Below are 26,953 nucleotides of genomic sequence, written 5' to 3' on the forward strand. Positions count from 1 at the left end.
TTCCTTATTTAACACCTCATCGGGCACTGCTTGATTCTTTTCTTTCATGAGCTTCTTCATTTTGCAAATGTATAAAATAAAAATACGAGACTCTAACTTGAATCCCGTATTTCCATTTACACAAAATATTTTATAGTGCCTTTGTAAAAAAAAACTTCCAACAAAATTGAGGCACTCTAAATGCCTAAAAAACGCCGATAATATGAAAAGGTACATTTTCTTATTTAGCCGTTTGGAACGCAACTCTCATGAACAATGGGAAGTAACTGCGCTGCGTATTATAAAGTTGTTTAGTTCCTTTTTTACCGTAAACTTTGCCGTTTATTGCTCTATCATACGTTAAACAAAGAAAGGAACATCTTTCACAGACATTCCTTTCGTGGCTCGTTCATTTTTCATACCTTTGCAATCGCAGAACCACCAATTTTGCAATCGTAAATGCCATCGTATTTTAATCAACTTAAAAACAAAGCGAATATGAAACAGAACGATTTGCAAGAACTGTCTTTACAGCATCTTTGAATAACCTTATAACTACTACTTTTAATTCAATCTTACTGGTATAGTCCAAGAAGATGACAAAAAACAGTATTATGTCCATTTAGCCAAAGAAGCAAGGATATGGAACAAATACTTTGCCATACTTCGGCATCACTATTCCTAATTTTGTTATGCTCAGGCATATTTATTTGAATTTTAGAGCCACGCCCACCGTTATCCTTATCACTTGAATACATAATCCATGCCCCGAAAAAAGCGTGGCATACCCAAACTCCGTCACGTAACTACTTCAGAGGAGGAAAGGTTTGCTGTGGCAAAATTTAGGGATTGTCGTATATAATCACCTAAAATTTTTATTAGTTACTGGTGGGCAAAGATAATGATTTAATGTTTTCGAAAAAAATCGCAGCTTCTTTCGGATGTAAATAAAGTTTTTCTCGGAAATATGTGTAGGTTCATAGATATTTTCCTAACTTTGTACAATATAACAAAACAGGATTTATGGCGCATGATTTTTTAAAGGAAATAGGACAAGGTGGCAAAAATGCTATTTTGAAGAAAAAAATCCTCACATATTATATTTATAATGGAGGCTCGACCATTGTAGATTTATCTAAAGTATTGAACCTGAGTGTGCCTACCGTTGCTAAATTTATTAATGAAATGTGTGCGGCCGGCTATATAAAAGACTATGGGAAGTTAGAGACAGATGGTGGACGTCACCCCATTTTATATGGCCTGAATCCAGAATCGGGATATTTTGTAGGTGTGGATATCAAGAAGTTTAGTGTTGACATAGGGCTTATCAATTTTAAAGGTGATATGGTTGATTTGAAAATGAGTCAGCCTTATAAGTTCGAAAATACACCAGAAGCTCTTGAGGCTTTGTGTGATTTGGTGAAGAACTTTATCCATCAAGTTAACTCGGAGGATGCAGAAAAAATCTTGAATATCTGTGTAAATATATCAGGTCGTGTAAATCCTGAGTCTGGTTATAGCTATAGTATCTTTAATTTTTCAGAAGAACCTTTGGCCGATGTCTTGAGTCGCAAGATTGGTTATCCGGTTTGCATTGATAATGATACAAGGGCTATGGCTTATGGAGAATACTTGCAGGGATGTGGCAAGGGTGAAAAAGATGTGTTGTTTATTAATCTTAGTTGGGGGCTTGGACTTGGCATTATTATTAATGGAAAGATGTATACAGGAAAATCAGGCTTTTCTGGTGAATTTGGGCACGTTAATGCTTTTGATAACGAGGTGATTTGTCATTGCGGTAAGAAAGGGTGTTTGGAGACAGAGGCATCTGGTTCTGCTTTACATCGAATCTTGATTGAACGTATTCGTCGCGGTGAACGCTCTATTCTTTCTGACCGAGTATTGAATGTGAAAAATCCTCTGACGTTGAATGAGATTATTGAAGCTGTCAATAAAGAAGATTTGTTGTGTATTGATATTTTAGAGGAAATAGGCCTTAAATTGGGGAAACATATTGCTGGATTAATCAATTTGTTTAATCCAGAATTAGTAATCATAGGAGGTACGTTGGCTCAGACTGATGAGTATATTTTGCAGCCTATTAAAATTTCAGTGCGGAAATATTCTCTCAATTTAGTTAGCAAAGATTCTATTATTGTTTTATCTAAGTTAAAAGGAAAAGCAGGTGTGATGGGGGCTTGCATGCTGGCTCGAAGTCACGTATTAGAGGGTTGATAGCAGCACTATTATATTATTTGTTTTAATAAAAGCGGGGAATCCATGTTAGAAGATGGATTCCCCGCTTTTTTTGTTCATTAATGTGAATCAGAAAAATATATTAATAATACATGATTCATAAGTATGTGATTTATTTCAAGTATACGATAAAGAATTAACATGGATGTTTGCTTTATAAATGATAGTATATAGTTACTCTTTTTGTTATCATAGCCTTATTTTGCAAGAAATATTTTATTATTTGAATTATAAAACATAAATAATTTATTATTTATTTGTTTGTTATTAAAATATAGAATATATTTGTGCCCATAAATGTATTACTTATAAAAATATGTAGAGATGGTAATTTCTGATTTGCTAAACAGTCAGCGGATAGAGTCACTTCATCCGTTATTTAAGGTCTTGTTTGACTATGTGAAGTCTCATGATTTGCTTCATATGGAACTTGGACGTGTGGTAATTGACGGGGATGACCTGTATGTGAACAATGTAGAGGCTGAAGGAGTAGATGCTGTTCGCCAGCCTTTGGAGGTACATCGGCAATATATTGATGTGCATATACTGTTGGAGGGTAAAGAGCGTATAGGCTGGAAAGCTTTGGAAGATGTAACAAATGAGACAAAGGCTTATGATGCTGAATCTGATTGCGCACTCTATGCCGAAATGGCTGATGTTTATGTAGATTTGAAGCCGGGCCAGTTTGTGATAGTTTATCCAGAAGATCCGCATGCACCGCTCATTGGACAAGGAAAAATTCGTAAACTGATAGCTAAGGTAAAATTGTAACGTTTTATAAAATATACATCATGAAAAACAGCAAGTTTTATCCTTGGGTTGTGGTGGGCCTTCTTTGGGTTGTGGCCCTATTGAATTACATGGATCGTCAAATGCTTTCTACCATGCAGGAGGCGATGAAAGCTGACATTGTCGAATTGAACAAGGCTGAGGCGTTTGGCGCGCTGATGGCCGTCTTTCTTTGGATTTACGGCTTCCTTAGTCCTGTGGCGGGTATGGTGGCCGATCGTATGAGCCGTAAGTGGCTTGTGGTGGGTAGTTTGTTCGTATGGTCATTTGTCACGTGGATGATGGGTTATGCCGATACCTTTCACCAACTCTATTGGCTTCGTGCCGTTATGGGGGTGAGCGAAGCTCTTTATATACCTTCTGCTCTTTCTTTAATTGCCGACTGGCATCCAGGTAAGTCCCGTTCACTGGCTATCGGTATCCATATGACCGGGCTTTATGTGGGGCAAGCGGTTGGCGGTTTTGGTGCAACAATTGCGGCCATGTTCTCCTGGCACTCCACCTTCCACTGGTTTGGTATTATTGGTGTGGTCTATTCATTGGTGTTGATGTTATTACTGCACGAGAATCCTAACCACGGCATCCGGGCTGAGAAACTGGCTGAAGGACCGAAAGAGAAGAAACCCTCGCTCTTTGCCGGTCTAGGCGTGTTGTTCTCCACGTGGGCTTTCTGGATAATCCTCTTTTACTTTGCCGCACCGAGTCTGCCAGGTTGGGCCATCAAAAACTGGTCGCCTACGTTGTTCTCCGAAAGCTTGGGTATTCCAATGTCACAAGCCGGTCCCATCTCTACGATTACCATTGCTGTATCTTCATTCATTGGTGTCATTATCGGCGGTATCATGAGCGACCGCTGGGTGCAGCGCAACTTGCGCGGTCGTGTCTACACGGGTGCCATTGGCTTAGGATTAATGATTCCCGCCCTGTTGTTGCTGGGTTTCGGTCATAGCTTGATAGCTGTGGTAGGCTCGGGCCTGCTGTTTGGCATCGGTTATGGCATGTTCGACACGAATAATATGCCTATCCTTTGCCAGTTTGTTTCAGCCAAATATCGTGGCACGGCCTATGGATTGATGAACATGACCGGGGTTTTTGCTGGCGCAGCGGTGACCCAGGTGCTGGGCAAATGGACCGACGGTGGCAATCTGGGCTTGGGTTTCGCCATGCTGAGCATCTTTGTGCTGGTGGCTGTGAGCTTGCAACTCTATTTCCTGCGGCCGAAAACAGATAATATGGTATAATACCAAATTTTAATAATTTACCTTTAAAAACAACTGATTATGGAAAAGATTCTTGGATTGATTGATGCGCCGTTCACCCCGTTTTACGAGAATGGCGAAGTGAATTATGAGCCTATCGAGGCCTATGCGAAAATGCTTCAGAAGAATGGTCTGAAGGGCGTTTTTATTAATGGTTCATCCGGCGAGGGCTACATGTTGACTGAAGAAGAGCGCATGAAGCTGGTCGAACGTTGGCTGGAGGTAGCTCCGGAAGGCTTCAAGGTTATTGTACATGTGGGTAGCTGCTGCGTGAAGTCCAGTCGCCTGCTGGCCGAACATGCCCAGAAGATGGGTGCCTGGGGTGTGGGTGCCATGGCTCCCCCTTTCCCGAAGATTGGCCGCATCGAGGAGTTGGTGAAGTACATCGAAGAGATTGCTGCCGGTGCTCCCGACTTACCTTTCTACTACTACCACATCCCCGCCTTCAACGGTGCCTATCTGTCGATGGTGAAGTTGCTTGAAGCTGTGGACGGACGTGTACCAAACTTCGCCGGCATCAAATATACCTTCGAAAGCATGTACGAGTACAATCAATGTCGCCTCTACAAGAATGGCAAGTATGATATGCTGCACGGTCAGGACGAGACTATCCTCCCCTGCCTGGCCATGGGCGGCGCACAAGGTGGTATCGGCGGCACGACCAATTATAATGGCCGTGAGCTGGTGGGTATCATCGAAGCTTGGAAGAGCGGCAACCTCGACCTGGCCCGCGAACGTCAGAACTTCTCGCAAGAGGTCATCAACGTCATCTGCAATTACCGCGGCAACATCGTCGCCGGCAAGCGTATCATGAAGCTCATCGGCCTGGACCTCGGCAAGAACCGCACGCCTTTCCAGAACATGACCGACGAAGAAGAGGCCTGCATGAAGGCGCAGCTCGATGCCATTGGCTTCTTCGACCGCTGCAATCGGTTCTGAGTATGAAAATGGGAGTTTAGTTGACGAGGAAACAAGTTAACGAGGCTACAAGAACAGAACTTATCCCTAGTCAATTTGTCAACCATAACGAAGCCTTGTTGACTTGTTAACTCGTTCCCTTGTCAACTATTAAATTATCAATTATAAATTCTACCCCTTATGGATATAAAGAATTACCTGCAAACCTGGGCCGCTTCCTACCGCGACGATCTGACCCGCAACATCCTGCCTTTCTGGATGGAGCATGGCTTGGACCGCGAGCATGGGGGAGTCTACACCTGTGTCAATCGCGACGGCAGCCTGATGGACGGCACCAAGTCCGTCTGGTTCCAAGGGCGCTTCGGCTTCATCGCCGCATACGCTTACAATCATATCGAGCGCAACCCCGAGTGGCTGGCCGCTTCGAAGAGTTGCATCGACTTCATCAAGCAGCACTGCACGGACACCGACGGGCGCATGTACTTCGAGGTCAGTGCCGAGGGCACGCCTCTGCGCAAGCGCCGCTACGTATTCTCCGAGACCTTCGCCGCCATCGCCATGTCCGAGTATGCCATCGCCTCGGGCGACAAGTCGTATGCCGAGAAGGCTTTGGACCTTTTCCGCAACATCCGCCGTTGGGTAGCCACGCCCGGCGTGCTGGAGCCCAAGTACCTGCCCGCAGTGCAGACCCGTGGACACTCGCTTACGATGATTCTCATTAACACCGCCTCACGCATCCGTGCCGCCATCTCCGATCCCGAGCTGGACGAGCAGATTGACCAGTCCATCCACGACCTGCGGACCTATCACGTACATCCCGAGTTCAAGGCTCTGCTGGAGACGGTAGGTGCCAACGGCGAGTTCATCGACACCTGCAACGGCCGCCTCATCAATCCCGGCCACTGCATCGAGACGTCATGGTTTCTGCTTGAAGAAGCCCGCTACCGGAACTGGGACAAGGACCTGACCGACCTGGCCCTCCAAATCCTCGATTGGTCGTGGGACTGGGGTTGGGACAAAGCCTACGGCGGCCTCATCAACTTCCGCGACTGTCGCAACCTGCCCGTGCAGGACTACTCGCAGGACATGAAGTTCTGGTGGCCCCAGTGCGAAGCCATCATTGCCTCCCTCTACGCCTACCTGGCCACGCGGGACGAGAAGTACATCCTCATGCACCGGATGGCCAGCGATTGGACCTACAGCCATTTCCCCGACCCGGACTATGGCGAATGGTACGGTTACCTACATCGCGACGGCACCGTGGCTCAACCGGCCAAGGGCAACCTCTTCAAAGGACCGTTCCATATCCCGCGGATGATGATGTACGGCTATGAACTTTGCCAAAAGATATGTTCTATTTAATTATTCACTCAAATCTTTTTTATCATGAAAAAGTATCTATTAATTATCTGTTGCCTTTGTACCTACATGCTGGCCTTTGCGCAACAACGGACTGTGACCGGAACAGTGGTCGATGATCTCGGCCAGCCATTGATTGGCGTTTCCATTCTTGAGAAGGGCACCACCAACGGTGTCATCACTGATATGGATGGCAATTTTAGCCTGAAGTTAACTTCCGAAAATCCTACGCTTGTGTTCAGTTACATTGGCTATAAAACGCAAGAAGTGTCTGTGGGCGGCAAAACTACTCTAAACGTTACAATGTCAGAAGACGCCGAACAGTTGGATGAAGTGGTTGTCGTAGGTTATGGTGTACAGAAAAAGTCTAGTATGACGGCTTCCGTATCATCGGTATCCAGTAAAGAAATCGTCAAGACCATGTCGTCTAATGTCGCTTCTACTTTGCAGGGCCGTATGCCAGGCGTAGATATTGTTCAACAAGCAGGTGTAGCTGGCGCTGATGTTAATATATTGGTGCGTGGTGCAGCTTCCTTTGGTGCAACAGAACCTTTGTATGTGATAGACGGTGCTTTCAGTAACAATGGGCTGACTTCTATCAATCCTAACGATATTGAATCGATTGAAATTTTGAAAGACGGTGCCGCTGCTGCTATTTATGGTTCTCGTGCAGCCAATGGTGTAGTGCTGATCACTACCAAGCGTGGTAAATCAGGGAAACCGGTAGTTGAGATAAATGGCTCGTTTGCTGTCCAGACTCCAACCAATATTCCTGATTTTCTGAATGCCAGTCAGTGGAGAGAGTTTGCCAATATGGTGGCAGACAATAGTGGTATGGCTCATGCACCGGAAAATGACAATCCTACTTATCCAAATGTAGACACAGATTGGGCTGATGAATGGCTCCAATTTGCTCCCATGTGGAATTTGAACGCTAGTATTTCAGGTGGTGGTGAAAATTCTACTTTCAGCACAAGTATTGGCTATTTGGATCAAACAGGTATGACTGTTTATTCAGATTACAAGCGTTATAACTTCCGTCTGAATTCTTCTTATAAGAAAGGTATATTTTCGTTGTCGGAGAACGTGGCTATTTCGCACAGAGACCAGACGCCTACAACAGCCTTCAACATCAAACTGCCTACTTTACCTATTTATGATAATGAAGGTCGATTGGTGTCCGGTGGACCGGATTACTATATAAATCCAGAAGATGGACAATCTAAAAACCCGTTTGCTTCATTGGAATATTCGGACAGATATAATAAAGTGACGGAAATCATCGGAGCATTGAATGCCGAACTTGATATCTGGAAGGGATTGAAATATAAATTGTCAGTTAGTGGCAATTATAGCGCAGGACATAATTATACACATACTCCGCAGTATGATACGAGATGGTTTGAAGATGGAACTGTGGATATAGATTATAGTAATACAGAGAACAGTGTTTCTGAATCAAGAAGTGAAGAATTTACCTATACTATTGATAACTTGTTGACTTACAATCAGACGTTTAACGGCCATCATGTGGATGCTCTGTTGGGTACAAGCTGGATGCGCGAATACAGCCGTAATATGTCTATTGCTACTATTGATGATTTGGGTGCAACAAACATTACTGGGTTTCAGGATATTGACGGACGCATATCGGCTGGCGATTCTAATGCCGCATTGTTGTCATTCTTCGCTCGTTTGAACTATGATTATGAAGGTAAATACCTGTTGTCTGCCAGTATCCGTCGCGATGAATCCTCTAAGTTCTACAAAGATAATCGTGTAGGTTATTTCCCCTCTATTTCGGCAGGCTGGAACTTGCATCAAGAAGAATGGTTCGAGAATCCGGTGATAAGCAAACTGAAGATACGTGGTAGTTATGGAGAGTTGGGAGCCAACTTCTTGGACCCGTACAACTTCGACCCCATAGCCTTCGGTCCTATCCCTTATACGTTGGGTGGAAACCGTTATGTGGATGGACGTGCTGCTTATCTAAAATCTCGCGATTTGACTTGGGAAACGGCTAAGACGACGGACATCGGTATTGAATTGGGCTTTTTGAATAATGACCTCACGGTGCAGGTGGATTACTTCATCAAGAAGAATGTAGACCTGTTGGCACAGATAGATTTGAATCTGTCTTCAGGCCAGGTATTTGAAATCAACAGTTCCAGTGAGAAACCTTATGTGAACTCGGCTTCGGTGAAGAATACTGGTTGGGAGTTCTTGATGAATTATCGCAAGCAACTGACGCGTGACTTCAGCATTGATGCTTCGTTCAACTTTTCTACTTTGAAGAACAAGGTGCTGGCTTTGGGTGATAATGTTCAGCCGATTACTTCGGGTGCTATGTCCAGCTATTTTAATGATTCTCCGTCTATTACCATGCCGGGGCATCCGATAGGCTCGTTCTATGGTTATCGTATCGACGGGTTCGATGCGAACGGTGACTTTATTTTCTCAGATACAGATAACAATGGCATTGTGAATGCAGAAGACAAGGTCATTTTGGGTAATCCTATTCCGGACTTCAGCTATGGATTGAACATCAACATGACATACAAGGATTTTGACCTGACAATGTTCTTCCAAGGAGTGGCAGGCAATGAAATCTTCAATCAAATGAAGTACACGTATTACTTCGACTACTCCAACAACTGCGTGACGGACGTGTTGAACGCTTGGAGCGAGACGAACAAAAATACGAACATTCCTATCATGAAAACTGAGAATACTAATGGAGGCAACTCTCTGCCGAGTGAGTTCTATATTGAGAACGGTGCTTATTTCCGTTGTAAGAACTTCCAGATTGGTTATACGTTGCCAAAGAAATGCCTGGACAAGATGGGCTTCAACAACCTCCGTTTCTATGTGGGTGTGCAGAACCTCTTTACGATTACGGATTACTCTGGATACGATCCTGAAGTTAGTTCGAACGTATTGTTCTCTCGCGGTATCGATAATTCGTCTTATCCGAACGCCCGCACTTATACCTTTGGTTTCAATGCTTCCTTCTAATTAAAACACCATGATTATGAAAAATATGACAAGATTAGCCGCTATTCTCCTGATTGGAGGAGGCATGGCGATGTCGAGCTGTGATGGCATTTTTGAAGATCTGGCCATCAATCCCAACCAGCCCAGTATGGATGCGTATTTTACGACGCCTGAGGCTGTAAACGATGCCGTGATGACATTATACGGCTACATTTCTACTCAACGTTGTCTGGGAGCTTCTGGTTCTAAGACTCAGATTATCCGTGGAGACGAGGCTTCATCCAACAGTGATTATGGAAAGCCCGGTATGTATGGCAGCGACCTTAATGCCAGTTATTATACCATCGAACAACCTTTTACGTTGATGTACACGACAGCATCACAAGCGTCATACGTTATTGAGACGATTGGAAACGTGGATTTCACGGGAGAGGAAGAATTGCGTGACGCTTATTTGGGTGAAGCCTATTTCTGGCGTGCTTTTGCCCACTACTACTTGCTGATTAACTTCCGTCAGGTATGTCCGATTCGTCAGATGCCGCGTAATTCTGCGGATTACGTGCGTGCACCGGAGGCACCTGAGGCTGTGTGGGACTTTATCCAAGAGGATTTGGCGAATGCCAAGACCTACTTGCCTAATAAGGGCTATTGGACAGGAGACCAAGCCGGACGCGTGACTCGCGGAGCTGCCGCTGCCCTTTCGGGCCTGTGCTACTTGTACCGCAGCGGCATTGAGACGCATTACGGCACGGATAAGACCACGTTCTACAATGAAGCCGTGCAAGAGTTCGATGAGATTATCAAGGGCACGTATGGTACTTATGATTTGGCAGATGACTATAGTGATAATTTCGACATTGCGCATGAGAACAACAACGATGAATCCATCTTGGAGATACAGTTCTTAGGTGATGTGGAGAACAATACGTTCAATCCCGGTACGGCTACTTCCGGCTTGGCTTTCGACAGCCGTGGTCTGATGTTCCCGGGTGCCGGTGTCGGTTACGAAGGAGTGGTTCATGACTGGCTGTACGAAGAGTTCGTCAACTCGATTGACAAGGACGGCTGCACGGATATCCGCATGTTCTCTACGCTGATGTTCGATGACCAGAAAGAGGAGATTCATCTGCATCAGGATGCCAACGGCGATCCTATCCGCCTGGAAGGCCCCGGAGGCTGGCACTGGGAAGATATGTATCCGCCGACGGATGAGGCCGAAGGTTTCGCTACGGTAGCCAATCAATTGGCACACCCCTTCAAGGCCGGTATCAAGAAAGGTCTGGATTTGTCCATGCCTACGCTGACCAACGGCGACGGCTCGCCCCGTATGACAGGTGTGGGTGCCGGTACTCAGGAATATGTCTACAATCAGCCGCGTGCCCATGGCGTCAACTGGCGTTACTTACGTTTTGCCGATGTGCTGCTGATGTATGCCGAGGCTGTGCTGAGCGGCGGACAACAGGGTTCGTTGACACCGACGCAAGCTGTCAATCGTGTGCGCGGAAGAGCGAACATGCCGGATCTGGATAATGTAACGATGGACGACGTGAAGCATGAGCGCATACTCGAGCTGTCGTTGGAAGGGCACCGTTTCTATGACCTGCTGCGTTGGGGTGAACTGGCCACACGCTTCCAGACGTTGACGCGTGAAGACCCGAATTTCAAGAAGTTCATTTCGGCCACGGACTACGAAGGCTTCACGACGAACAAGCATGAGTGGTTGCCCATTCCTATCAACGAAATCAATTCTAACCCGAATATCAAGCAAAATCCCGGTTATTAATCTTTATTGTTTGAATGAATATGAAACGATTGATATATGCTTTAGCTTGCCTGCTGGCATTTCCGTTGGGAATGACGGCCCAGACTACGTTGAGCAACGGTATCGAACTGCCTGCCCAGTGGCCGCCGCGCTACGAGGTACCGGCAGAGCGGAAAGAGATGCCCGTCCCTTATTTGCAGCAGAAACCTGAGGTGATTCCCGTCAACACGGGGCGGCAGTTGTTTGTGGACAGTTTTCTGATTGAGGAGACGACATTGGTGCCGGTCTATCACAAACCTAACTTCTATGCGGGCAATCCGGTGCTGGAGCCGACGGAGAAGTGGGAGGAGACGACCGAGGGAGCTCCGTATGCTTCGCCCTTCAGCGACGGTATCTGGTATGACGACCAGACGGGCAAGTTCCGTATGTGGTATCTGGCCGGGGCCGGGACGATTCACAAGCAATCGAACCAGACGTTCTACACTTGCTATGCCGAGTCGGAAGACGGGAAGCACTGGACGAAGCCTACGCTGGACTTGGTGCCGGGCACGAACATTGTGGATACGTGCAACCGCGACGCGGCCACTGTATGGCTGGACCGGATGGAGAAGGACCCTGCCAAGCGCTGGAAGTTCTTCAACGTAGAACGTCGTCCGCTGGACAGCCGCTGGTCGTGCATCTTGAAGTATAGCGCCGATGGCATCCATTGGTCGGAAGGCGTGGCGCAGAGCGGCGACTTGTATGACCGCACGTCGGCCTTCTACAATCCTTTCACCGGGAAGTGGGCGTTGAGCATGAGGTACAGTACGCCGGTGTCTTACCGCAGCCGTGCTTACCTGGAACACAGCGACCCGGAGATGCTGGTCAGCCTGGCGCACCGTATGCGTCGCGACGTGCCCGACAAGTTCGTGCACTTCTGGTTTACGCCGGACGACAAGGAGCTGCGTCACCCGAAGTATCCGGAGGTGGAGCCGGGCATCTATAACTTCGATGCCATTGCTTACGAGAGCATCATGTTGGGATTGTACAGCGCGTGGTGTGGCCCGGAGAATGACATCTGCAAGCGCGACGGCATCCAGAAGCGCAATGTGGTGTCGTTGGGTTACAGCCGCGACGGTTTCCACTTCTCGCGCCCCACGCACGAGGCGTTTATGGACGTGAACGAGACGGAGGGTGCGTGGAACTGGGGTAACATGCAGTCCATCAACGGTGTGCCCCTCATCGTGGGCGATTCGCTCTACTTTTACAGCAGCGGCCGGAGGTTGAACAAGATTATGTGGGACAGTTATACGTCTACCGGATTGGCTACGTTGCGCCGCGATGGTTTCGTGTCGATGCGTGCCGGACGGGAAGAGGGGACGCTGACCACGGAGAAGTTGTCGTTCGACGGCAAGTATTTCTTTGTCAATGCCGACGTGAAGGCGAAGAAGGCGCAGTTGGCCGTGGAGTTGCTGGACGAGCAGGGCACGCCTATCCCCGGATTTACGAAGAAGGATTGTGTGGTGATGAAGAAGGCCGACAGCACGAAGCAACTGGTGACGTGGAAGAACAACGCTGACCTCTCGTCGTTGAAGGGCAAGGTCATCCGCGCGAAGTTCTACCTGACGAACGGTGACTTGTATGCTTTCTGGATTTCGCCCTGGCAGTCGGGCGAGAGCCGTGGCTATACTGCCGGCGGAGGCCCGGGGCTGAATGCCTGCGGGGTAGACCGTCCGTGAGAAAAGGTACAGGGCGGGGACGCAGCACTAAATTTAAGTGATGGTTTCAAAACAGGTTATATTTGCCATGATATATCTCTGAAGTTTGCACCCCGCCCGCTTTTATAACAGCCCTTCCCAAGCCTCTCCCTAACCTTCCCCGGTGGGGAGGAAAGTGGGCATCGGAAGGGGAAGATTGAAATAATGTATGTACGCGTCCCCTCCCTCACGGGGGGAGGAGGGAGGGGGCTTTTAAAATTTAATAGCTATGTCAACCAAAGAACCAACTCAAAAAGCGAAGTTCCTGTTGAAAGCTCTGGAGCTGTCGCTGACCACCGATGTGAAAGACGACTACTACCTGCAGCCGAAGTTGCAGAAGTGCCTCTCGCTGGACGACCTGGCCGCCGAAGTGGCCGCGCTGAGCGCCCGCCAGGAAGATGCCGAAGACATTGCCCGCACGGGCCGCGACCTGATGAAGCGCATGATGTGGTTCCTCTCGGCCGGTTACAGCGTGAGCACCCCGCTGGGTTATTTCCGCCCCACGGCGCAGGGCGTGTTCATGGAGTCGGAGCTGAACGAAGCCATCGACCGTTCGCGCCTGACGCTGGGTGTGAAATATTCGATGAGCGACGAGATGCGCCAGGCCCTGGCCGACGCCGAGATTGACGTCGAGGTGCAGAAAGCGACTGCCGGGCCGCAGCTCTACGCCGTGGTCAGCGCGCACGATGCCGACCACCCCGACGCCGTCACCCGCGGCGAAGGCGTGCCCGTCAGCGCGGGCCAGGTCTGCGTCATCAAGGGTCGCAACATCAAGGTGGGCGGCGACGGGGCCGACATCGGCGTCACCATCACCCGCGTGGACGGTAGCGAGGGGACGACGTATTTCTTCCCCGTGAAGAAGCTCTATCCCAACACATCGGCACGTGTGGGTTTTGTGATGCCGTCTGATGCACCCGATGGCAGCGTGTGGAGCGTGAAACTGTGCACGCAATTGGGGAACAGCGGTAACCTGCTGAAAGTATCGCGTACGGTGACGATGGACGAGAATTTTGTCATTGGTGAAACAGGCACCTCTATTCCGGGTGAAGACGATGACGATTCCGGACAAGGAACCTTTGGATAAATAATCTGAAGCAATCTCAGATAGTAATCTGAAGTAACCTCAGATAGTAATCTGAAGTAACCTCAGATAGTAATCTGAAGTAATCTCAGATAGTAATCTGAAGTAATCTCAGATAGTAATCTGAAACACCCCTCGACAGTAATATTGACGTATTTGTAATGTATCTGTCATGTTGAGCGTTGTTCTCCCCCGATAACGGGGGAGTAAAGAGGGGGTGCGCAGCGGAGTCGAAACATCTCCTTCCGGCCCAGTCACAAGGACAAAGCCATAGAGAGATATCTCGACAGCGTTCAGAATGACAGATAGAAAAGAAAACTCTAAAACAGCGAATAATATGAAGAAACTTTGGATTTTTTCGATAGCCTCGTTGCTCTTCCTGCTTCCCGCCGGATGCAGCGACGACAACCCGGGCGGCTCCGGACCCACACCCGACCCGGACCCCGAGGTGCCCGTGACGCCCGAAGATCCGAACACGCTGTACAACGGCATCAAGCTGCCCGACCAGTGGCCGCCCCGCCGTTCGTACTCCTCGGACATACGCGCCGGCATGACACCCTACTACCTGACCACCTCCAAGCCAGCCGTGGTCAACATCGCCGTGGGTCGCCAGCTCTTCGTCGACGACTTCCTCGTCGAGAGCACCACGCTCGAACGCAAGTTCCACTACGCCACCTATTACGCCGGCAACCCCATCCTCGAACCCGACCAAGACTGGGAACGCATGGGCACCTCCGGGGCAGCCTTTGCAGCCCCCTTCAGCGACGGCGTGTGGTATGACGAAACCGACAGCAAGTACAAAATGTGGTACATGGCCGGCGGAGGCGACGACGGAGAAGGCGCCACCTGCTACGCCGAATCCACCGACGGCATCACCTGGACGAAACCCACGCTGAACGTCGTGGACGGCACCAACATCGTCGACCAGAACGACACCCAGCGCGACGCCACCGTCATCTGGCTGGACAAACAGGAAACCAACTCCTCGCGACGCTACAAGATGTTCCAAGTGGCCGGCGGCGCAGGCAACTGGCAGTACCACTACAAGACATCGGCCGACGGAAAGATATGGCGCGACATGTCGGCACCCTCCGGGTCCATCGCCGACCGTTCCACCGTCTACAAAAACCCCTTCCGCGACGTCTGGGTATGGTCCATGCGCCACAACGTACGCCTGAACCAGAGCGACCCCTACACCATCCGCGCACGCGACTACTACGAAGCCGCCGACCCGCTGTCCAACCGCAACGTCGAGGCCGACCTCCAATACTTCTGGTTCGGCCCCTGGCCGGATGAGCAGACGCACCCCTACTACCACAACAACGACGGCTCGCCCGGCATCTACAACCTCGACGCCACACCCTACGAAAGCATCATGCTCGGACTCTTCTCCGTATGGCAAGGCCCCGAGAACGATGTCTGCGCAGCGGACAACGTCATCAAACGCAACCAAATCATGCTCGGCTACAGCCGCGACGGTTACAGTTGGCTGCGCGAAGACATGAACCCCTTCCTGCCCGTCGACGAAAATCGCTCGGCCTGGAACAACGGAAACCTCCAGTCCGTCGTCGGCTCACCCCTCATCGTAGGCGACGAACTATACTTCTACCTCAGCGGCCGGCGCCTGCAAGGCACCCAGGAAATCACCACCACCGGACTGGCCACGCTCCGTCGCGACGGATTCGCCTCGATGAGCGGTTCGGGTGAACTGACCACCCCCGTGCTGAAATTCGACGGAGAATACTTCTTCGTCAACGCCGACCTGACGGGCGAACTGCGCGTCGAACTCCTGGACGAAGACGGCAACGTCCTCTCCGGATTCTCGAAAGACGACTGCACCCCCCTCACGGGCGACGGCACAATGCTGCCCGTCCGCTGGGCCGCCAACACCACGCTGGCCTCCCTGCAAGGGCAGAACATCAAAGTCCGCTTCTACCTGGAAGGGGGCGACCTCTACGCTTTCTGGATTTCGCCCGATGCCGACGGAGCCAGCCACGGCTACACCGGCGGCGGAGGCCCCGGCCTGGACGCATCCGGATTAGACATCAGCAACAATTAATCATTTTAAAATCTAACGAATATGAGAACTCTGACATTCCTCCTGTTAGCCCTCGCGCTAACCTTCGTCACCTCCTGCAAGGACGATGACACCGTCTACAACACAGCCGCCGATGCCGGCTTCAGCGTAGGCAACGAATACGAAGTGGGCGAACCCATCACCTTCACCGACAACACCGTGCCCGAAGAAGGCACCACCATTGTCTCCTGGCTCTGGAAGTTCGGCGACGAAGCAGGCTCCACCTCCAACGAGCAGAACCCCACCTTCACCTACATGAAAGACGGCAACTACACCGTGAGCCTGACCGTGACCGACAGCAACGGCCTCAAGGCCCGCCACGAACAGGTGGTGACCATCATCAACCCCACCACACCCGACTTTACGACCGATAAAGAAGAGTACGAGATGGGAGAGACCGTGCAATTCACCGACGCCACCACGACGAAAGCAGGCACGACCATCACCGCCTGGCATTGGTCCTTCGGCGATGCCGACGGCAACACGTCCGACGAGCAGAACCCCGTCTTCGTCTATACCGAACCCGGCTCGTACGCCGTCACGCTGACCGTGACCGACAGCTACGACCTGGAAGCATCTGTCACCAAGAACATCACCGTCTACGACCCCGCCGCTGCCGCTTCCCTGGAATGGAGCGCCCTGCTGGGCGGCAAAGTGCAGGCCGGCTCTTCTGCCGCCCTCTCGCCCGACGGCTCCACCGTCTACATGATGCGTAGCCTCAGTGGCAGCGATGTGGCAGCCCTCGTAGCCTATGATGCCGCTAGCGGCAGCCAGAAATGGATGGTAGACCTCAGTGTTGCCATGTCAGGTGTGTCGTCCACGGCCCAGGCCAAAGACATCTTCAGCAGCCCATCGGTAGACGACAACGGCAATGTTTACATGATTGTCCGCGACCTCCAGTCGGAAAACGACCGCAACCTGTATACCATCAGCGTTGCCTCCGACGGCAGCCTGCGCTGGGCAGTTCCCGTGGCTACCCCGAGTTCTAACCTCTACGCCACGACTCCCGCCATCGCTGCAGACGGCAACATCTTCGTCGCACACCGCGACGGCAAGGTAGTCAGCCTGACGCCCGACGGCCAGTACACGGAATACGCCTCTACCGGATTGAGCAACATCACCAGCGGCGTAGCTATCTCCCGCAGCGGAATGGTTTACGTGACCGGCGGCAACTCACTCGGCCTGTTCGGCTATAACCCCTCTACCGATGCTTCGTGGACATACAACACGAACTTCGGCGGAGCCAGCAGCGCACTGATTGGCGCACTGAAGAGCACCACGGTAGCTATTGGCACCGACGGCACCGTTTATTCCGTGTCCGACGCTGCTGACGGCACAGGCATCATCTTCGCCGTAGACGGCACTACCGGCACCGAGAAATGGGCATACAGCACGGTGAGCGCCATTCCCGACGGTGGTGTGGCATTGGGCGCCGACGGCACCATCTATGCATCGGGCGGCGAACACCTGGCCAGCACGTCATCGGCCGGCATCTATGCCCTCAATCCCGACGGAACGTTGAAGTGGCACTATCCTTCCGGCGCATCTGTACAGACTTCACCCGTGGTCGACAGCCGTGGCTACATCCACTTCGTCGATGCAGAAGCCACCTATTATGTACTGACAGCCGAAGGCGAATTGTACTCATCCATTTCTCTGGGTGATGCTTGCGCCTCTTCGCCGGTGATGGACGCTCAAGGCAACCTCTATGTGGCAGTAAATGCCAATGGCCAGTATCAGGTTGTCTGCGCTTCGTCGAAAGGCGACAGCTATGCAACGGATTCTCCGTGGCCCATGCGAGGCGGTAATCCTCAGCGTACCGGATTGCAAAAGTAAAAGTATGTTGAAGAGTAGATAGATAGGCTTCCTGTATTATGATGCTTATTTTAAGGCGTTGTAATACAGGAAGCTTTTTTATAGATTTTAGCCTGTTTGTATGCTTATGAAAAAGAAAAAAATAGCTGTTATCTTGCTTTCCTTTATCTTGTGTGGCAGCGGCGGACAACTGTTTGCTCAAAGGACAGAACCGGCAGCCACCCTCTTACCCGGCCGGCAATTGATGGCCGACACCACTTGGGTAGCTGAAACCTCGGGACTGGAATCTGTCTTCCACGTCCCAACCTATTATCCTTGTAATCCCGTCGTCAAGGCTGACCGCCCGTGGGAACTCAATGTAAACGGCGATCCCTATGCCGCCCCTTTCAGTGGTGGTGTGTGGTTCGATGAGACGGACGGAAAGTACAAAATGTGGTATTCCGCCGGCGGTGGTAAACGGCTGGGATTGATTACGTGTTATGCAGAATCTGAGGATGGGAAATCATGGCTGAAGCCTGTACTGGACGTTGTGCCCGGCACGAATATTGTCGATACCTTGGAGCATGACTGTATGTCCGTCCTGCTGGACAAACACGAGACTGATGCTTCGAAGCGTTTCAAGATGTTCATCGTGGAGTTCAACAGCCGGTTCACTGTCAGTATGAAGTTGAAGTATTCGCCCGACGGCATCCATTGGAGCGGTCCGCAGGCTTTGTCCGGCGAACTCTACGACCGTTGTGCGGCTTATTATGACCCTTTCCGGGGAAAATACGTGCTATCGCTGAAAACGATTGACGGGCCATATGGACGTGCGCGTAATTACTTGGCGCACCAAGATCCCGAGATGCTGGTCAGTCTGGCCCATCGTGTGTATGATAACCAGGCCGATAAGTTCATCCGTTATTGGTTTCATGCTGATGAAGATGACCCGCGTAACCCGCACTTTCCTGCTATTCGTCCACAGATATATAATCATGAAGCCATGCCTTATGAGAACCTGATGTTGGGCTACTTTACTGTCTGGCAAGGTCCTGAGAACGATGCTTGCGATAGCTTGATGGTGCAGAAGCGTAACGAAGTGCTTGTCGGCTTCAGTCGCGACGGCTTCCATTGGGACAGAAGGTTCAAACAACCTTTCTTGCCGGTCTGCGAGGACTTTCATGCCTGGAACGCAGGCAATGTACAGTCGGTGGCCGGTTGTCCGTTGATAGTGGGCGATTCGCTTTATTTCTACATGAGCGGGCGTTACAACAGCAAGCCGAAGCATGATTCCAATTTCGCCACCGGCCTGGCCATGCTCCGCAAGGACGGATTCGTGTCTGTTCGTGCTGGGCAGGAGGAAGGCACGTTGTTGACGAAGCCTTTTCGGCTAGACGGTGCTTATCTCTTTGTCAATGCCGACGTGTGCGGCAAGAAGAGCTCACTTCGCGTGGAACTGTTGGACGAATCAGGACAGCCAGTCCCCGGTTTCACCCGCCGGGACTGTGTGGTGATGAAGAAAGTGGACAGCACGAAATTCTTAATCACCTGGAAAGGTCATTCGGATGTATCTTCTTTAAAGGGAAAAACTGTCCGGGTGAAATTCTATCTGAAGGAAGCAGATTTGTACTCCTTTTGGTTTTCTCCGTGGAAGACGGGCGAAAGCAATGGATATACCGCCGGAGGAGGGCCCGGGCTGAGCCGAACAGGAAGGGATACTCTTGTTCGGTAGAGGCATTGTTCCTGTTCGGATGAGGTATTGGTGTGCTTCTGTCCCACTTTAGCGTTTCCCTTTTCCGTATAGCTTGTCTATCAGGTCGGGACGTTTTAAGCGGCGCAACTCGTTGATGATGTTGCGTCGCTCTTCTGTTTTGTACCAGAAGAAGAACTGGCGTTGGGCCAGTTTCTCGCGTTGTGTTTTGGCACTGAACACCGGTTCCAATGTATAAGGGTGAAATCCGGTGTACCACGTTTCCGTAGACACAGTCATAGGGGTGGGGGTGAAGTCTTGCACTTGTTCGAGGTGGAAATCCAACTGTTTGGTAATGGCTGCCAGCTCGGCCATGTCTTCTTCATGGCATCCCGGGTGGCTGGAGATGAAATAAGGGATGAGTTGCTGATTCAGGCCAGATTCACGATTGATACGGTCGAATATGTTCTTGAAAGACTTGAACAGACTGAACGACGGCTTGCGCATGATGTGAAGCACGCGTTCGGAAGTATGCTCTGGGGCGACTTTCAGACGGCCGCTTACGTGGTTGACAATAAGCTGCCTGGTATATTCTTGGGCTGCTTTATTGATTTGCTCATCCTTACTGTGATGGAGCAACAGGTCGTATCGTACGCCGCTTCCTATGAACGATTTCTTGATGCCCGGCAATGCGTCTACGGAGCGGTAGATATCCAGCAGCGCACGGTGGTCTGTATTCAGGTTGGGGCATATGGCAGGATGGATGCACGAAGGACGTTTGCACTTCTTACACAAATCGGTGCGATAACCTTTCATGCGATACATATTGGCGCTGGGGCCTCCGAGGTCACTCAGATATCCTTTGAAGTCGGGCAGTTCCATAATGGCTTTTACTTCCCGTAAGATGCTTTCTTTCGAGCGGCTGACTATGAACTTGCCTTGGTGGGCGGAGATGGTACAGAATGCGCATCCACCGAAGCAGCCCCGGTGGATGTTGACGGAGAACTTAATCATGTCATAGGCAGGGATGCGCTTGCCTTTGTATTTGGGATGGGGCAGCCGGGTGTAAGGCAGGTCATATGAGTAGTCCAGTTCTTCTTCAGTCATGGGAGGATAAGGCGGGTTGACAACTACTGTCCGTTCGCCCGTTTGCTGCAGTATCCGGCAAGCAGCGTATTTGTTGCTCTCTTCCTCGATGTGGCGGAAATTTGAAGCCTGTTTCTTCTTGTCTTGCAGGCACTCTTCGTGGGAATAGAGCCAAATGTCATCTTGGAGAGGCTGGGTATGATGAGACAAATAAGCGACCTGAGGCACATCAGCTATCCGGGGTAACAGGTTGGAAGCGGATGTGCCGGGGGCGATTCTTCGGGCTAATTCTATGATAGGCTTTTCTCCCATTCCATATACCAAGATATCTGCGCCGCTGTCTACCAATATGCTGGGGCGCAAGCGGTCTTGCCAATAATCATAATGAGTCAGGCGTCGCATACTTGCTTCAATGCCCCCCAATATGACCGGTACGTCCGGGAAAAGCTGTTTCAGTATTTGTGTGTAGATGATGGATGGATATTCCGGACGCATGTCCGTCCGCCCGTCAGGAGTATAAGCATCGTTGCTGCGCAGGCGTTTGTTGGCAGTGTATCGGTTGACCATTGAATCCATGCAACCGGCAGTGATGCCGAAGAAAAGTCTCGGGCGTCCCAACTTCTTGAAATCGCGTAAGTCATCGCGCCAGTTTGGTTGGGGCACTAAGGCGATTCGCAGGCCTTCTGCTTCGAGGATGCGTCCGATGACTGCCGCCCCGAAGGAGGGGTGGTCGACGTAAGCATCGCCGCTGAATAAGATAACGTCCAGTTCTTCCCATCCACGCAATTCTATTTCTTTCTTGGTCGTGGGTAACCAATCGGTCAATTTGTACTGTTTCATGTCGCAAACTTATGGAAAAACTATGAGATATTGGTAAGGAATGGGTAGATTTTCGCTTTTCATTGCTTTCCCGACAATTAAAGTATGATTCGGATGCTGTACTGTTTCTATACTTGCCATGTGGCAGTATCTTCCGAGGCTTTGCGTATTCTTGTGTAGAGTGGGGTTGTTTATATCCTTTATATTTGAGCTTTATGGCAAATTGATTATCGGCATTTATGTGTAACTTTGCTCGTAAAAATAGTGAATGATGGAAACTGATAGTTTAAAAGGTATCAACACACTGCGTTATTCGGATATTTTTTTGGCGATGTATTTTGATAATGGGAAAAGTTGCTTGCACCGCAACCATTCGCATGTGCTGGCCTACATGTATTCTGGGGAACTGGAAATAAAGGAAAATGAGAAAATTACCAAACTGCATAAGGGGGATTGTGCTTTTATCCGCAAAGATTTCAGTGTACAATTAATCAAACAAGGGTATAATGGAGAACAATTCAAGGCTATATTCTTGATGTTTACCGGTAAATTCCTGCGTGAGTTTTATGGCAGATTGGACAAGGAGGGATTGCCAGCAAACGCTCGCCGTAGTAAAGCCAGTTTATACAAACTACCTTCAAAGCGCCCGGATATCGTAAGTCTGTTTGAATCGATGACTCCTTATTTCAAATCCGGTATCCAGCCCACAAAGGAATTATAGACTTTGAAAATGACCGAAGGCTTATATGTGCTCTTGAATACAGATAAAAGCCTTTATGCTTCGTTGTTTGATTTTACCGATCCTTGGAAGATAGATATTTTGAACTTTATGGAACAGAACTACATGAACGACCTTACGCTGGAAGAAATGGCAAATTATACAGGAAGAAGTCTTGCTACTTTCAAACGTGACTTTAGCAAGATAAGTGACTTGTCTCCGCAGAAGTGGGTAGTACGTCGTAGGTTGGAAGCCGCACATGCGCTTATACAGTCTGGTAAACAGAAAGTGACCGATGTTTGCTTTCGTGTGGGATTTAAGAACCTCTCTCATTTTTCAAAAGCATACAAAAGGTTGTATGGTTGTTCTCCCATTCACAGCATTTGATGTATTTTGAGCTTTCAGACAAATTCTTTTGAGCTGTCAGGCAAAATTCTCCCCGATAATATCTGTTACCTTTGCGACAAAATCTTAAATAAACAGTTTGTACAATGACAGTACAGAAAATAGCATTGGTAACAGGTGCTGGAATGGGCATCGGACTGGCATGTGCCGAAGCATTTGCACGTGCCGGATATATGACGGTATTGGCAGATATCAACGAACCCAAAGAGCAGGTAGCAAAGATAGTGGCAGGAGGGTATCGTGCAGTGGCTTATCGGATAGATGTAGCAGATACGCAGGCTGTGAACGAAATGATAGCATGGATTGTATCGACCTACGGACGTTTGGATGCCGCCCATAACAATGCGGGCATACAGACACCGCAACGTCCAATGGCAGAGATTACTGACGATGAGTTTGAACGTACCGTAGCAGTTGACTTGAAAGGAGTCTGGAATTGTATGCGTTATGAGATACTTCAGATGCAGAAGCAAGGTTATGGAGCAATCGTTAATACTTCGTCTGCTGGAGGAGTGGTGGGATTTCCTGGACAGGCTGCTTATATTGCTTGCAAGCATGTCATCCTTGGCTTGACAAAGACGGCTGCCATAGATTACGCTGCACAAGGTATTCGTATCAATGCAGTATGCCCGGGTGTTATCCGCACACCAATGGCTGAAGAGCTGATACGTCGTAATCCACAATTGGAGGAGATGTTCACAAAAGAGATTCCTGCTGGACGCTTGGGTAAATCCGAAGAAATTGCTGATGCCGTATTGTGGCTGTGCAGTCCACAAGCGTCCTATATAAACGGGCATGCTTTGGTAGTGGACGGTGGCATTACCATTAAATAAGTGATGATTAATTGACGATTGAATTAAACGATAATACAATGGAAGATATTTTTAAGAAAGATCTGTCGGGTGCAATGGTATCGCCTGACGAACCTGGCCACGACCAATTGATTAACTCTATTTTCGATACCATGAAATTGGCTTATGAATTGAACGAGGGTTACCATACACCCGGTGAGGTGCGTGACTATTTGTCACGTATCACCGGGCAAGAAATTGATCCTTCTGTCACTTTATTGCCACCTTTTTATGTGGACTTCGGTAAAAACATTCGCATGGGCAAACGCTGTTGGATTCAACAAGGCTGCACGTTCTTCGATCGTGGTGGCATTACGTTGGGTAACGATGTATTTATTGCTCCGAAAGTGAACCTTATCACTATCAATCACGACCCGAGTCCCGATAACCGTAGTGCAACGTATGGGCGTCCTATTATCATTGAAGATAAAGTATGGATTGGCATAGGTTCAACCATATTGCCTGGTGTGCGGATAGGTTACGGTGCGATAGTGGGAGCCAACAGTGTGGTGACGCACGATGTGCCACCCATGACGATAGTAGGGGGCAATCCGGCGAGGATTATCAAAAAAATTGAGGCTAAAGAAAAAAAGTAACCGGTATATTCATAAGATTTAAATGGATATTTTTGCCGGTGATTACACAGATTAACACACTAAACTGTGTATCCTGTAATAAAAACACTTATCTTTGCTTTAGACAATTGTAATTTTTATATTCAAATGAAAACATATACCATACAAGCAAATTTAAGTGGTACGCGCCGCATTACGGTGTCAGAAACAAATCTGGTGACTATTGAAAAATATGGTTTGTTCCGCCATCTGATTGATAGTAACGGTATTGTGGATGAGTCTGTGTTGGATAAACTAAAACTGAACGTCCGTTCTCTGATTGCTTCGAAAGAAGAGGATACCAAGGATTTGTTAGATTTATGTATTGATGTAGTCTATCATAAGAATATGAAGGCTTTTGGGCTGCAACAACTTATCCGGCTTTATTTGGAATGGTTGTCCCAAGAGGATGATGATGACGAGACCGAGGAGGGACCATCATGAAGACAATCGATACGACATGTAACGGAAGGCGACGATACAGCCCTTTGATTCCAGCCATTCAGGCTTTTTGCGATTCACATGAGGGGGAACAAATGGAAATCGTATTGGACGATGTGTGGGCATTTAATGAATTGAAGGAGTTTTTGATAGAACAGGGAATCGGCTTTCGTGAAATATATGATGGAGATAAAATGGTGCTGCAATTCACTCGGTGAGTGGTTGCAGCACCATTCATTTATTGGCAATTTCTAAATAGGCATTTCAAACGTCTAAAGAGGGATTTTAGAAAGCTAAAATCCCTCTTTAGTGTGTTCAACTTGCTACATTATTTTACAAGGGAATGTATTCAACAAAAGCTTCCATAGCTTCGTAAGAAGCCAATCCTAAGCTGTCATACAAGACTGCTGTCGCACGGTTACGGTCCTCACTGCGTTGCCAGAACAAGCGCTCGTCATTGCCAAGGAAAGGTGCGCTTTCCATCTGGCTTTGATGCTTCAAAATGGCGTTGCGCTTAGCACGCAATTCTTCAGGACTGATGGGCACGGCCATTTCGATATTCTCTATTTCCCATTCTGCCCATGCTCCGCGGTACATCCAGATACGGCAATCTTTCAACCATTCTGCACCTTCTTCTTTCTCCAAATCAATAGCTGCCAATACGGCATCCGTACAAACTCTGTGTGTGCCGTGCGGGTCGGCCAAATCACCTGCTACGAAAATCTGATGAGGCTGGACTTCACGTAACAAGTTGCGTATGATTTCGACGTCTGCTTCTCCTAACGGGTTCTTTTGGATTTTTCCTGTTTCATAGAAGGGTAAGTCCAAGAAGTGGCAATGATCTAATGGGATATTATTGTATGTACATGCTGTCCGTGCTTCTCCGCGTCGGATAAGGCCTTTGATAGTCAGGATGTCGCGAGTGTCCATGTCTCCATCTTTCTTTTCACGCAGGTATTTGCGGATTTCGGCATACTTTTGGTTAATGGTCTGGTCTTCGCTGTTATTGAACAGTTGGTTGAAGCCATTTATGAAATGGAGGAAACGGACTACTTCTTCATCGCCGACAGCGATGTTGCCAGATGTTTCATATGCGATATGTACATCATGTTTCTGCTCGACCAAACGGCGAATGGTACCACCCATGGAAATTACATCGTCGTCCGGATGCGGTGAGAAGACAATGACTCGTTTGGGATATGGTTTTGCACGTTCTGGACGGTACGTGTCATCTGCATTTGGCTTGCCGCCCGGCCATCCGGTGATGGTGTGTTGTAAATCATTAAATATTTTGATGTTTACGTTGTAAGCTGAACCATAGAGAGCTAATAGTTCGCTTAAGCCGTTTTCATTATAATCCTTGTTGGTTAACTTCAGAATCGGTTTCCCCGTCAGTTGGCATAGCCATACGATGGCACTGCGGATAAGTTTATCGTTCCATTCGCAAGAAGTGACAAGCCATGGACGTTGGATGCGCGTCAGGTTGGAAGCTGCAGACAGGTCAGTGACTACGTGTGTATTGTTGTGGGTTTGCAAATAAGATGCAGGGATTGTATCTGTCACCGGGCCTTCTACGCACTCTTTGATTTTGGCAGCTTTTTCTTCTCCCCAAGCAATCAGGTATACTTTTCTGGCTGACAGGATCGTCGAAACGCCCATGGTGATGGCACTGATAGGTGTGTTGTCTAAAGTGCCGAAGATTTTGGCAGCTTCATTGCGTGAATCATTGTCCATCAGAATCAGGCGGGTTGTTGAGTTCAGGCGAGAACCTGGTTCGTTGAATCCGATGTTTCCCACGCGTCCGATGCCGACTAATGCAAAGTCGAGGCCGCCGAAACTTTCTATGCGTTGTTCGTACAAACGGCAATATTCAAAGATGGTGTCTTTGGCGATGGTGCTGTCCGGGCTGAAGATATTCTGCTTGTCGATGTCTATATGGTCCAGCAGCATTTCCTTGAGTGCATTGAGGTTGCTGGTTACGGCGTCCGGAGCCAAGGGATAATACTCATATAGGTTGAAGATGACTACGTTGCGGAAGCTCAGTCCTTCTTCCTTGTGCATGCGTACCAGGGAAGCATATACATTGCGGGGTGAGTTCCCGCCGGCCAATGCCAACACGCAGAAGCGTCCGGCTTTTTGTTTCTCACGAATCAGTTGTGCTATCTCGAGGGCTATATAGTTGGCACCCTCTTCGGCTGTTTCATAGATGTCTGTCGGGATTTTCTCCAGACGGGTGAGCACTGAACGTTCAAACGCGTTCTCTGGACGGTAATACCGGGTTGATACACGGTTAAGTGTAATTTGAGAACTTAAGTTGGTTTTCAT

Annotated in this window: 18 protein-coding genes and 1 pseudogene; 17 read left to right on the plus strand and 2 right to left on the minus strand. The window is 49.0% G+C overall.

Annotation, left to right across the window (positions count from 1 at the left end; all coding sequences use genetic code 11):
• Nucleotides 1-1,002 precede the first annotated feature (1,002 nt).
• The 12 genes from M3090_RS11670 to M3090_RS11730 all read left to right on the plus strand — a co-directional run bounded on the left by M3090_RS11670 (nucleotide 1,003) and on the right by M3090_RS11730 (nucleotide 19,736).
• The gene (locus M3090_RS11670; RefSeq protein ID WP_249056421.1) at nucleotides 1,003-2,214 is read left to right on the plus strand and encodes an ROK family transcriptional regulator; all 1,212 of its coding nucleotides are present in this window, start codon (nucleotides 1,003-1,005) and stop codon (nucleotides 2,212-2,214) included.
• A gap of 345 nt (nucleotides 2,215-2,559) precedes the next feature.
• Entirely contained in the window at nucleotides 2,560-3,006 is a 447-nt protein-coding gene (locus tag M3090_RS11675; protein WP_249056422.1) for a YhcH/YjgK/YiaL family protein, read from the plus strand.
• Nucleotides 3,007-3,026: 20 nt separating this feature from the next.
• Nucleotides 3,027-4,265 carry an MFS transporter gene (locus M3090_RS11680; RefSeq protein WP_249056424.1) on the plus strand — a complete coding sequence of 413 codons (1,239 nt, stop codon included), beginning with the start codon at nucleotides 3,027-3,029 and terminating at the stop codon, nucleotides 4,263-4,265.
• 39 nt (nucleotides 4,266-4,304) lie between these two features.
• Nucleotides 4,305-5,222 carry a dihydrodipicolinate synthase family protein gene (locus tag M3090_RS11685; RefSeq protein WP_249056427.1) on the plus strand — a complete coding sequence of 306 codons (918 nt, stop codon included), beginning with the start codon at nucleotides 4,305-4,307 and terminating at the stop codon, nucleotides 5,220-5,222.
• A 159-nt stretch (nucleotides 5,223-5,381) separates the two neighbouring features.
• Nucleotides 5,382-6,563 (plus strand): AGE family epimerase/isomerase, encoded by a 1,182-nt coding sequence (locus M3090_RS11690; protein ID WP_249056430.1) that lies wholly within the window; start codon nucleotides 5,382-5,384, stop codon nucleotides 6,561-6,563.
• 66 nt (nucleotides 6,564-6,629) lie between these two features.
• Entirely contained in the window at nucleotides 6,630-9,575 is a 2,946-nt protein-coding gene (locus tag M3090_RS11695) for a SusC/RagA family TonB-linked outer membrane protein (RefSeq protein ID WP_410553247.1), read from the plus strand.
• A gap of 25 nt (nucleotides 9,576-9,600) precedes the next feature.
• Nucleotides 9,601-11,337, plus strand: coding sequence for a RagB/SusD family nutrient uptake outer membrane protein (locus M3090_RS11700; RefSeq protein WP_410553243.1), 1,737 nt, complete (start codon nucleotides 9,601-9,603; stop codon nucleotides 11,335-11,337).
• Nucleotides 11,338-11,408: 71 nt separating this feature from the next.
• Nucleotides 11,409-13,034: a hypothetical protein gene (locus M3090_RS11705; RefSeq protein ID WP_249056481.1), complete on the plus strand. Its 1,626-nt coding sequence runs from the start codon at nucleotides 11,409-11,411 to the stop codon at nucleotides 13,032-13,034.
• A 247-nt stretch (nucleotides 13,035-13,281) separates the two neighbouring features.
• A complete protein-coding gene (locus M3090_RS11710) occupies nucleotides 13,282-14,136 on the plus strand; it encodes a DUF4469 domain-containing protein (protein ID WP_249056436.1) in 855 nt (284 codons plus the stop codon).
• A 334-nt stretch (nucleotides 14,137-14,470) separates the two neighbouring features.
• The gene (locus M3090_RS11715) at nucleotides 14,471-16,192 is read left to right on the plus strand and encodes a hypothetical protein (RefSeq protein WP_249056440.1); all 1,722 of its coding nucleotides are present in this window, start codon (nucleotides 14,471-14,473) and stop codon (nucleotides 16,190-16,192) included.
• Between the two features lie 21 nt (nucleotides 16,193-16,213).
• Complete coding sequence (locus M3090_RS11725; RefSeq protein WP_317239245.1) at nucleotides 16,214-18,046, plus strand: PKD domain-containing protein; 1,833 nt, start codon at nucleotides 16,214-16,216, stop codon at nucleotides 18,044-18,046.
• Between the two features lie 106 nt (nucleotides 18,047-18,152).
• The gene (locus M3090_RS11730; protein ID WP_249056443.1) at nucleotides 18,153-19,736 is read left to right on the plus strand and encodes a hypothetical protein; all 1,584 of its coding nucleotides are present in this window, start codon (nucleotides 18,153-18,155) and stop codon (nucleotides 19,734-19,736) included.
• Between the two features lie 48 nt (nucleotides 19,737-19,784).
• Here M3090_RS11730 and M3090_RS11735 read toward each other — a convergent pair whose 3' ends face one another.
• Nucleotides 19,785-21,620: a YgiQ family radical SAM protein gene (locus tag M3090_RS11735; protein WP_249056445.1), complete on the minus strand. Its 1,836-nt coding sequence runs from the start codon at nucleotides 21,618-21,620 to the stop codon at nucleotides 19,785-19,787.
• Between the two features lie 250 nt (nucleotides 21,621-21,870).
• Between M3090_RS11735 and M3090_RS11740 the strand changes: the two are divergent.
• The 5 genes and pseudogenes from M3090_RS11740 to M3090_RS11760 all read left to right on the plus strand — a co-directional run bounded on the left by M3090_RS11740 (nucleotide 21,871) and on the right by M3090_RS11760 (nucleotide 24,846).
• A pseudogene (locus M3090_RS11740) lies at nucleotides 21,871-22,704 on the plus strand (helix-turn-helix domain-containing protein).
• A gap of 104 nt (nucleotides 22,705-22,808) precedes the next feature.
• On the plus strand, nucleotides 22,809-23,555 hold the full coding sequence (locus M3090_RS11745; RefSeq protein ID WP_249056447.1) for an SDR family NAD(P)-dependent oxidoreductase: 747 nt from the start codon (nucleotides 22,809-22,811) through the stop codon (nucleotides 23,553-23,555).
• A 38-nt stretch (nucleotides 23,556-23,593) separates the two neighbouring features.
• Nucleotides 23,594-24,169: a DapH/DapD/GlmU-related protein gene (locus M3090_RS11750; protein WP_249056449.1), complete on the plus strand. Its 576-nt coding sequence runs from the start codon at nucleotides 23,594-23,596 to the stop codon at nucleotides 24,167-24,169.
• A 126-nt stretch (nucleotides 24,170-24,295) separates the two neighbouring features.
• Entirely contained in the window at nucleotides 24,296-24,631 is a 336-nt protein-coding gene (locus tag M3090_RS11755; protein WP_249056451.1) for a hypothetical protein, read from the plus strand.
• Complete coding sequence (locus M3090_RS11760; RefSeq protein WP_249056453.1) at nucleotides 24,628-24,846, plus strand: sulfurtransferase TusA family protein; 219 nt, start codon at nucleotides 24,628-24,630, stop codon at nucleotides 24,844-24,846. Before M3090_RS11755 ends, M3090_RS11760 begins: the two co-directional genes overlap by 4 nt.
• 115 nt (nucleotides 24,847-24,961) lie before the next feature.
• On the opposite strand, the gene M3090_RS11765 is transcribed toward M3090_RS11760, so the two are convergent.
• Complete coding sequence (locus tag M3090_RS11765) at nucleotides 24,962-26,953, minus strand: glucosamine-6-phosphate deaminase (protein WP_249056455.1); 1,992 nt, start codon at nucleotides 26,951-26,953, stop codon at nucleotides 24,962-24,964.

Source organism: Bacteroides sp. ET71 (assembly GCF_023336905.1).
In the GTDB taxonomy this organism is placed as follows: domain Bacteria; phylum Bacteroidota; class Bacteroidia; order Bacteroidales; family Bacteroidaceae; genus Bacteroides.

Coding starts and splice junctions, on each gene's coding strand:
- M3090_RS11670 (WP_249056421.1), top strand. CDS start 1,003: ATGGCGCATGATTTTTTAAAGGAAATAGGACAAGGTGGCAAAAATGCT.
- M3090_RS11675 (WP_249056422.1), top strand. CDS start 2,560: ATGGTAATTTCTGATTTGCTAAACAGTCAGCGGATAGAGTCACTTCAT.
- M3090_RS11680 (WP_249056424.1), top strand. CDS start 3,027: ATGAAAAACAGCAAGTTTTATCCTTGGGTTGTGGTGGGCCTTCTTTGG.
- M3090_RS11685 (WP_249056427.1), top strand. CDS start 4,305: ATGGAAAAGATTCTTGGATTGATTGATGCGCCGTTCACCCCGTTTTAC.
- M3090_RS11690 (WP_249056430.1), top strand. CDS start 5,382: ATGGATATAAAGAATTACCTGCAAACCTGGGCCGCTTCCTACCGCGAC.
- M3090_RS11695 (WP_410553247.1), top strand. CDS start 6,630: ATGCTGGCCTTTGCGCAACAACGGACTGTGACCGGAACAGTGGTCGAT.
- M3090_RS11700 (WP_410553243.1), top strand. CDS start 9,601: ATGACAAGATTAGCCGCTATTCTCCTGATTGGAGGAGGCATGGCGATG.
- M3090_RS11705 (WP_249056481.1), top strand. CDS start 11,409: ATGACGGCCCAGACTACGTTGAGCAACGGTATCGAACTGCCTGCCCAG.
- M3090_RS11710 (WP_249056436.1), top strand. CDS start 13,282: ATGTCAACCAAAGAACCAACTCAAAAAGCGAAGTTCCTGTTGAAAGCT.
- M3090_RS11715 (WP_249056440.1), top strand. CDS start 14,471: ATGAAGAAACTTTGGATTTTTTCGATAGCCTCGTTGCTCTTCCTGCTT.
- M3090_RS11725 (WP_317239245.1), top strand. CDS start 16,214: ATGAGAACTCTGACATTCCTCCTGTTAGCCCTCGCGCTAACCTTCGTC.
- M3090_RS11730 (WP_249056443.1), top strand. CDS start 18,153: ATGAAAAAGAAAAAAATAGCTGTTATCTTGCTTTCCTTTATCTTGTGT.
- M3090_RS11735 (WP_249056445.1), bottom strand. CDS start 21,620: ATGAAACAGTACAAATTGACCGATTGGTTACCCACGACCAAGAAAGAA.
- M3090_RS11745 (WP_249056447.1), top strand. CDS start 22,809: ATGACAGTACAGAAAATAGCATTGGTAACAGGTGCTGGAATGGGCATC.
- M3090_RS11750 (WP_249056449.1), top strand. CDS start 23,594: ATGGAAGATATTTTTAAGAAAGATCTGTCGGGTGCAATGGTATCGCCT.
- M3090_RS11755 (WP_249056451.1), top strand. CDS start 24,296: ATGAAAACATATACCATACAAGCAAATTTAAGTGGTACGCGCCGCATT.
- M3090_RS11760 (WP_249056453.1), top strand. CDS start 24,628: ATGAAGACAATCGATACGACATGTAACGGAAGGCGACGATACAGCCCT.
- M3090_RS11765 (WP_249056455.1), bottom strand. CDS start 26,953: ATGAAAACCAACTTAAGTTCTCAAATTACACTTAACCGTGTATCAACC.